At 51.9% G+C, this 8,373-nt stretch carries 2 protein-coding genes and 2 pseudogenes; 1 reads left to right on the top strand and 3 read right to left on the bottom strand.

Annotated features, from left to right (window positions below):
• Positions 1-134 precede the first annotated feature (134 nt).
• A pseudogene (locus GOB86_RS13985) lies at positions 135-884 on the top strand (IS5 family transposase); the annotation flags it as partial.
• 67 nt (positions 885-951) lie between these two features.
• On the opposite strand, the pseudogene GOB86_RS16205 reads toward GOB86_RS13985, so the two are convergent.
• From GOB86_RS16205 to GOB86_RS13970, 3 genes and pseudogenes are all read right to left on the bottom strand, one after another.
• Positions 952-1,113 (bottom strand): annotated as a pseudogene (locus GOB86_RS16205) (IS21 family transposase); the annotation flags it as partial.
• 127 nt (positions 1,114-1,240) lie between these two features.
• Positions 1,241-1,573, bottom strand: coding sequence for a hypothetical protein (locus GOB86_RS13975; protein WP_165993214.1), 333 nt, complete (start codon positions 1,571-1,573; stop codon positions 1,241-1,243).
• A complete protein-coding gene (locus GOB86_RS13970; protein ID WP_165993212.1) occupies positions 1,570-8,148 on the bottom strand; it encodes a hemagglutinin repeat-containing protein in 6,579 nt (2,192 codons plus the stop codon). The genes GOB86_RS13975 and GOB86_RS13970 overlap by 4 nt, the downstream gene beginning before the upstream one ends.
• Positions 8,149-8,373 lie beyond the last annotated feature (225 nt).

The following is an 8,373-nucleotide window of genomic DNA, read 5'->3' as shown; positions in this document are numbered from 1 at the left end:
GAGACCGAAGACGTGACACTGGGGAATATCCATGAAAGTGAACGACTTTCTGGATTTCCCAGTTCCGGAACCTCAGTACAAGATACCCATCACGAAAAGTGCGGAAGAACCCAGTTCTCAGTGAAAATCAACAGCTGAAGGTTCTGTTTGGTTTTGCTCTGCGACAGACGACAGGCTTTGTCGAAAGTCTTCTGCGTCTGGCGGGACTTGCGTGGTCTGTGCCGGATTTCAGCACGCTGAGCCGTCGGCAGAAAGCCCTGACGGTCGATATCCCTTATCCCGGCTCGGACGGTCCCCTGCATCTTCTGATCGACAGCACCGGGATCAAGGTCGAGGGAGAAAGTGAATGGCACAGGCGCAAACATGGCGGTTCGAAACGTCGTATATGGCGCAAGCTTCATATTGCTGCTGACGAAGGCTCTCTGGAAATCCGCGCCGTTGAAATGACGGGAAACGAGATCGGTGATGCCCCGGTTCTGCCAATGCTTCTGGAGCAGATCCCTCAAGATGAAGACATCGCCAGTGTCACGGTTGATGGCGCGTATGATACAAAGCGATCCCATGACACCATTGCCGCGCGTGGCGCTCAGGCCATCATTCCCCCGCGGAAAAATGCAAAGCCATGGCGCCCCACATCAGCAGGAGCCATCGCCCGAAATGAAACTCTACGGGCTTGTAGGCATCTCGGACGGGCTATCTGGAGACGATGGAGTGGTTATCATCGACAAAGCCGCGTCGAAACGAAAATGCACTGCATCAAGCTATTGGGACAACGCTTGAGCGCTCGCGATTTCGACCGCCAGATTACCGAAGTCCATGTCCGGATTGCCGTCCTCAATCGCTTCACAGCGCTCGGAATCCCCCTCACGCACCCTGTCGCGTAAGGAAAACCCTTCAAAGATCGCAGCACGCCCAATCGCTGAAATTGTGCAACAGAGCCGGTCCTGAGCCCAGTTTACTCGGACGCTCTGATCCCCTGAAAACAGGCTCAACCGTCCCTGCGCGAAGATATTTCCGGATCGTGTTCCGTGCCAGGCCCGTCCGATGTTCGGTCTCGCGGATTGGTAGACCATCCCGATGATGCCAACAACGCACAACACTCAATAAATCTATACTGATCACTTCTCTATAGGGCTCCGGTCAATTGAAATCGGAGCAGTGTCAGGCATGAGTCAATTTTCAGTGGAAATTTATACCCTTCCCGGGTGAGTTCTCGGTGAAAATCAACACGGATTCTTATCTATTTAAAAATGCGTCTCATAAACTCCAAAATAATTGACGCCTTTAGTCGCAAAGATATCCATTCTTTGGAAGAAAATGCTGAAAATGGTTCCTGGGTATCAGGAAGTTCTTCTACGTTTTTAATAAATATTTTTATATACTCACATAATAATGGATGAATTGATTCGTTTTTATTTACCCATGTTATCAAATTTATGTCATCAATATTATTACATAGCTCGTCTGGAGAAGACGCTGAATGATTAAAACCAAACCAGCTATTTTTCTGAAATTCAATATCAGAAAATAATTCAAACAACTTCAATACTTTGTGATCTTCATGGTCCATCATTTAAATCCAAACTGTGAAAGTGGAATGTGAGCATCTGGGTCACTGCCTAAGACAGCATCTCCATTCGCGTTAACAATCTGTCCGTTGCTTGATCGTATAACATATGGCCCTCTTTGTGCAGGGAAAGGACTTTCCGAATTCCCTGGCATCACTCTTACGAAATCATTGGGGTTCTCTGGGTTCGTGTAACGAACCCCCCCTCCTTTTCTTGTGGGCTTTTCTATCCAATTATTCGGAATGCCATTAGGTTTTTGTATTTTAGGTGCATTTTTATTCTCCTCAGGTAGAAGTCTTGATGAATTATCAATTCCTTCAAGTTGTTCTTGTTCGGCGACTTTTTTTGCGGCTTCGGTCAGGTTTTCTGCGCCCGTTGGCGTTTTTGCCAGAAGCTCTTTTCTTCCCTCTGGTGTCGTCAACAGTCGGTTGACTTCACGAGCCTCTAAAAGCGCATTCTCCATCCTTGAAACGTCATTGTCACTAATAACCCGCGGCTGATTGGGATCTGTTAATGTTTGTAGTTCGGGGTTAGATGGATCCAGTTTTGCCAGTTCATGTGCTGCAGTATCGTAAGTCTGTTCTCTGAATTCTTCCGTGACTTCTCTTGGACTGGGGCCTAACACCCAGTCCAGAGCCTCTCGCATATTGCGAGGCCCCTTATTCGCTTCTTTTTCATCATTTTCGTTTGCCTGATTGAACTGCTGTATGGCTGATGCGTAGCCAGCGCCAGCCAATGCATTGAGCATGGTGTGCCCAGAACCACCCGCAGCCGCTCCGCCTGCGGCTCCAGCGCTGGCCCCTATCGCATTACTCAGCATGTTCTCAATCACACGCTGGGCATTTCCATCAGTCGTGATGGCTTGTGCGACTGAGCCTGCCCACTCACGCGTTGCTATTGCAGCCGCATCTCCCGCTGCCGTACCGGCAGCCGTTGCTCCGATATTCCCACCAGACAACCCAGCGACCAGAGCGCTCCCTGCGGTTTCCAGCCCAATGCGCCCCCAGGCATTGCCGACATCTGTTGTACCAAAACCGGAAATCCCGGCATGATTCAGCGCATCGGAAATAACCCCACCGACTTCACCTACGACCTGTGATCCGACCTGCTGGATCTGCAGGTCGTTCTGCATCTTCTGCGCATCAAAGCTGTTCGTCAGCGGATGATTGGCGCTCGAAGGATCACGCGAGAGTGTGCCGCTTACACTCCCCGCCGTGACCACCACGTTTGCCCCGATTGCTGACCGGGTTACAGAACTTGCATCCTGATGCACCGCAGCGCCCAGAAGACCTCCCGCGTTGGACGCCATGCCCGTACCAATTGCCGTCAGCATATGGCCCGTGCCACCACCCGTCGCACCACCGGGTTTCATGACGTTGGCCTGATACCCCATCGTCTTCGCACTTGCATCAGCATAATTGGCAATGTCGTTGGCGATCAGCGAACCGGTTGTCAGATGGTTCAGAGCCGCATTGGCCGTGCTTTCTATAACGCCCCCGTTCAGCGTTGTCGCATCCGCCACAGAAACAGTCAGGCCACCTGCTCCCGCATAAAGCCCGGACTGGGTCGCTTCCGTTGAAGCATAATTATCCTTGGTCTTGCTGTGGCTGAAACTCGCACTCCCGCCAATATCTCCAGCACCCCATACCGGAACAGAAAAACTGGCGTTTACACCTGTGGTCTTTGAATTGTAGCGAGATGTGTCCTGCGCGGTGGTGATCGTTAGATCTTTGGCCGCAACATTAATAGAGTTCCCGTTGACCTCAGCTCCGTTCAGCGTTGTCTTGCCCGCAGCGTTGGCAATAGTGACGTTATCAGTGCCAACAACGGTCGTATCTACTGCTGTGCTGGATGATGCGTTGGTCTTGGTTTTGGAAAAACCGAACTGTCCTTCAACGCTAACCCCAGCTCCTTTTGTTCCAATGCTCGCGGAGGCCCCTACGCTGGCCGAAAGAGACTTTGAACTCGCAACCTCATGTGTCGTGTCATACCCTGCTTGGAGCGTTACATTTCCTGGGGCGGTCAAAACCACATTCTGTCCGGACAGATTCGAAGCTGTCGCAATAATGTCGCCTGATTGAGCGTCCGTGAGTGTTCCGCCCGTGGCTGTCACGGACAGAGTATTTCCAGCTTCAGCCGTCGAGCCTTCGACTGTGCTGGTGGTCAGTGTTGTTTTTGATTTCTCGAGGTCAAATCCAATATTTGACCTGACAGCAATCAGATCAATGTTGCCGTCGGGAGTATCGCCTTTTTTGAATAAGTTCGAAAGGGATGTAACTTGCGATATGCTTCCTGCGGTACTGGCCTGGATGCCTGTCATTACACCGGTCATAGCTGCCTGTGCGCCATCTGCCGCAGCTAGTTTGCCGCTATCTTTTCCAGATGCCTGAGAAGCCGCTAGCGCCATATCGACCATCTGACCGACAATCGAGTTCGGATCGAGGCCAATGGTGTTGCCGATGAACACAGATTTATGAGTTTGCGTCTGGGTTGTTACATCATTCAGGGCATTGAAAGCGACAGAAGACCCACTAATGGCTGCCGTTTTTGCAGCACCTAGATCAGACGCGTTAATCGTGACAGCGTCATTCGCTGTGATACTTAGATTTCCACCAGTTGATGCAATCTCACTGGGGCTCCATGTCGTTTGAGAATAACTATCCGTATCTTTGGTTTTGCCAAACCCGATCTTGGCTTCTGCTCCACTGGTTCCAAGGAACAGTCCAGACGATTTCTTTTCGTAAAACGCGCTGACAGTATTCTGAAGTGCATTTTCAGTAAATTTGCCACCTGCCTGAAGAGCGACATCCCCACCGCCTGCGATAGTCCCTGTTATCGACAGATCCTTGCCTGAAACCACAGTGACATTATCATTTGCTGCTACAGTACTCCCAACCTGATCGGTTGAGCCCTCGCTCCGGGTTGTAGAAGTCTTGTTCAGGAATCCATGTTCAACTGTATGCGTATAAGACGACTGGCTGTCTGTTACCGCATTGAGGGCTACATTGCCCGTTGCCAACAGGGTTGCAGACTTCCCCGCTGATACATTTGCACCTGCAAGCGTGAGATCACCACCAAGAGCTGCGGCCGTCAGGTTGCCCCCGGCGGTGACGGAAGAGCCAAAGTTCTCCGTCTGGCTGGCCCGATGGCTGTAGTCATGCCCTTCGATATCCTGAGACGCCTGTGCCGCAACCGAATTAAGCGTAATTCCCTTCCCAGCCACCAGAGAGGCATCACCCAGAGCATTCAGTGAACCCCCATTAAAAGTAATGCTCTGCGCCGCAGATATCTGCGCATTTCCACCTGATGAAATGTTGCCCTGCGCACCAATGGACTGTGCTGAGCCACCATTTACCATGAACGTATTCAACTGATCTTCATTGATCACGGAGCCGTTCAGCGCAGCGAGCGTCACACTCCCACCGGAAATGGCCCCACCTGCATTGACGATATCGCCACTGTTCGCGGTCGCTGCAAGTGCTGTAGTCGCGTTCAGCGTTCCGGTATTATTGATATCTGAACCGGTCAGGGTCACATTGGCTGCAGTAATTTCCGCACCGTCAGAAAGTGTTGCCTGCCCGGGGGCTAGATAGAGCCTGGGAGTGAGAACGGTCTTCCCATTCACAGTCTCGGGCACATACCAGACAATATTCTGCGTTAGCGCCGCCTGCTGCGCGGCTGTCAGCGCCGTTCCGAATGTCAGACCAAGCGTATTGGACTCTGAGGCTGCATTATCGAGCAGAAGAGCCATCTGCTGATTGCTTGTCTCGTAACTGCTTCCCAGGAAAGTTTGCCCCGTAGCCGCGACAATCTGCTGCTGGATGAATTCGGTATCAAAATTCGCATCACCCAGAAACTGATAATCTGCCGTATTATTACCCAGACGGTTCAGCAGATACTGCGAACCATAAAGCCCCGAGAGAGCAGCATAATTCGGGTTGGTCTCAATCAGATAATGCGCCGCTGGATTGGGATCAGGAATAAATAGCGCACTGCCACCGGGAATAGATGCAATGACATTGGGAACGGTCGGGTCACTACTGCCGGCAAAACCCGGCAGCGTCATGCTCGCTTCCTGCGCGGAAGAGGATGCCTTCACCTGAGCCGTCTCTACTCCCTGATAAGCCAGAACGCCGGTAGCCGTTGCAAGAGCTTCCTTACCCGCTCCTTCCAATGATGTATTCGTTGCAACGTTGTTTGCGCCTGATGTGGTGGCAACAGGCGAAAGACCGCCAGGTGTTTCACCCGTGTAAGTCGTATATTCACTCGGGCTGGCGTTAACGATTTTTGTCTGGTTATTGATCGCCCCTGTGAAGTCACCAACAATATTGTCTTTGGCAACAATAGTCCCCGTCGGACCATAATAGGTTTCTGTCGAACCCCATTGTTCCTTTGGTTGGGGTGCCGCCGTCCAATAATGACCTATCGTAATTCCAGCGAGTTTCTTTTTGTGCCGTTTTGCAGCAGTTGCCCCACCAGTAAATGCGGGGTCAGACTGGCTACTCCAGGAACACCCCCAGAAATTCCTGCAGGTAACATAAAAAACATGCTGAACTGCATAGCCAACATTATTGAGGCTACCGCCGCTCAGGTTAATATCGCGCCCCGCAGAGATATGGCTGGCATCGTTAACAATTCCGCCTGTGGTCGTGATATCAATGTCCCGCCCAGCCGAAATCAGGGAAGCAGCATTATTGAGGGTGGCGAGCCCCCCATCTTCTTCCACATAGACTGTACCGCCGTTGGCATGACCGACAAGCTGGCCTGTTCCCTGTAGTCCAGTCGTTGTGTTCAACAGTCCCTGAGGGACGATGATATTGACATTGCTGCTTCCGCCGTAGTTCTGACTCCATAAAACCTTGTTGTTGGCAACAGAGACCCCGCTCAACACATCATTGGTGACAGAGCCAGCATTAATCCGAACATCACCATCGGCACTATCGGCAGCAATCTCACCAGAGCGGTTGATAACGGCGGTTGCTGGACCATTATTGTTTGCCCCGATCCCGATTGATCCATTCTGGGAAAGAATGGCTCCCAACTGGTTAGTCAATGTTCCAGGCAATTCCAGCGTAACACCAGCAGCACCATCAATCAGGCCTGTGTTAAAGATCGCACTGCCCGATGCCACATCGAGAACGCCACCATTAGCCATCAATGCGCCATTATTTGTCACTGTCGTGGCAAGAATGCTGGCATTACCTCCAGCGGATAGCCCGCCACCGGAAGCGGCTGTATAATTCCCGGCTACTGTCAGACGGGCATCACCGCCAGACTGGAACAGAGTATCACTGCTCAGATCGCTGCTGACAGTGACGTCAAGATTGCGTCCCGCAACCAGTCTGGATGCCCCACCCAGGGAAGTTGTATCAATTTTCAGGTCACCTGCAGCCTGCAAAATACCACCAGCGTCGCTAAAATTAGCAACCGCACTCCCACTCCCATTTGTTAGTAAAAGCGTTCGTGTTCCAGAGCGTTCGATGATACTGCCACCGTCATTGTCCAGGCCTGCCACCGTCAGGCCCAGATCATTCAATGACTGCAAAGTGCCTTTGGCATTATTGATTTTGGCAGTTGCAGTCGAGCCTCCTGCGGAAATAGTCAGGCCACCGTTTACTGCATTAATTAATGCACCGGATCCGTTATTGAGATTATTGGCCACGAGAACAATATTGTTCTCTGCCTGCAGTGCGCCGTTGTTATTGGCGATCAGCGTCATTGCCTGACCACCTATGTTCTGGATATTCAGGGTGCCAGCATTACTGATGATTTTCCCTGCGTTCTCATTATCAAGCGAGGCGGCAGTCAGCGTAACATCACCTGCTGCCTGAATAACCCCTTCTTCATTACTCACGCCGCCTGCCGCTGACACCAGCAGAGCTCCGACACCGGTAATAATGTCCCCACTCGTGTTGGTCAGGCTGGCCCCTGATACCGCGATGGTGCCATTGGCCCCGATACGACCATTCGTATTATCAATCTGCTCCCCACTCTTCAGGTTTATGCCCTGCGTGCCGTAAATCAGCCCCGTGTTCACGGCAGAACCAGTCAGAGTTGCATTGACCTGTTCGGCCGCTACCAATCTGCCTGTATTGAGGAGAGACGCAGCTGTCAGGTTCGCCTGCCCGGTTAACGAGCCAACCTGACCACTATTGCTGAGATCTTGCGCCGCAAGCGCAACATCACCCTGGGAAACAAGTGTTCCACTATTAGTAATGTTCCCCTGTGTCGTGACGTTAAGGAGAGCTCCGGTGCCCGCCGTTTCGATCCGGCCAGAGTTGGAAAGCCCCTCTCCTGTGCCTGTTCCATTCAGGACAAGGTCCAGCGTGCCATTCTCGGTCGCGATCAGCCCGCTTGCAGCATTCGTCAGACCTGTCGCATCAAGGTGCAGGCCCTGCCCTCCTACCAGGACGCCCTCGATCCTCAGGTCTTCAGAGGCCTGTACAGAAAGATTTTTCCCCGCACTCATGACGCCATTGGCATCATCACGCCAGTTCCCCGTCACCAGGATCAGGTTTCCTGCCGCTTTTACTGCTCCTCCCACATTAGAGAAGGACAGTGCGGAAGAGGGCGCACTCACAGCGTTCAGCGCAATATCGCCGTTCAGCGCCAGAACGCTGCCAGCGTCATTGCTGATAGTGGAAGCAGCTACTGAAACAGTTCCACCAGCCTGAATGATACCTCCAGATGTATTATCGACGCGGATTTCTTCTGTGGTTGCCGTCCGTTATGCAAGAGTTTTCTGACCCATATTGACGTGTGATCGTGTGCGGTCTTCTGTAAGGCCTGTTGATGTGGCCTTTCA

The organism is Acetobacter lambici, from assembly GCF_011516885.1.
In the GTDB taxonomy this organism is placed as follows: Bacteria; Pseudomonadota; Alphaproteobacteria; order Acetobacterales; family Acetobacteraceae; genus Acetobacter; species Acetobacter lambici.
Note: the sequence above shows the minus strand (reverse complement) of the source record. Positions and strands in the feature narration are given on the sequence as shown.

What these genes read in the sequence shown, in the direction of transcription:
- GOB86_RS13975 (WP_165993214.1), bottom strand. Translation starts at nt 1,573, where the DNA reads ATGATGGACCATGAAGATCACAAAGTATTGAAGTTGTTTGAATTATTT.